The following is a 361-nucleotide window of genomic DNA, read 5'->3' on the forward strand; positions in this document are numbered from 1 at the left end:
AAATATTATGGCGGAGAGCAAGGGATTCGAACCCTTGATACGCTTGTGACGTATACACGATTTCCAATCGTGCTCCTTCGGCCAACTCGGACAGCTCTCCAATCATGGCTCCGCAGGTAGGAATCGAACCTACGACCGATCGGTTAACAGCCGATAGCTCTACCGCTGAGCTACTGCGGAATAATATTAGCCTGGCAACGTCCTACTCTCACAGGGGCAAGGCCCCAACTACCATCGGCGCTAGAGAGCTTAACTTCCGTGTTCGGTATGGGAACGGGTGTGACCTCTCTGCCATCATTACCAGACTACATTCACTCGAGACAAACATTATTATACTTGATTGATTAAAAAAGTCAATAAG

Annotated in this window: 2 tRNA genes and 1 rRNA gene; all 3 read right to left on the reverse strand. The window is 48.5% G+C overall.

The window, feature by feature from the left end:
• Positions 1 to 8: 8 nt before the first annotated feature.
• Positions 9 to 100, reverse strand: a tRNA-Ser gene (locus ACM6HU_RS01015).
• A gap of 5 nt (positions 101 to 105) precedes the next feature.
• Positions 106 to 180 (reverse strand) — tRNA-Asn (locus tag ACM6HU_RS01020).
• Positions 181 to 189: 9 nt separating this feature from the next.
• A 5S ribosomal RNA gene (rrf, locus tag ACM6HU_RS01025) occupies positions 190 to 305 on the reverse strand.
• Between the last annotated feature and the right edge of the window lie 56 nt (positions 306 to 361).

The organism is Bacillus sp. IT-79MI2, from assembly GCF_949768135.1.
In the GTDB taxonomy this organism is placed as follows: Bacteria; Bacillota; Bacilli; order Bacillales; family Bacillaceae_G; genus Bacillus_A; species Bacillus_A pseudomycoides.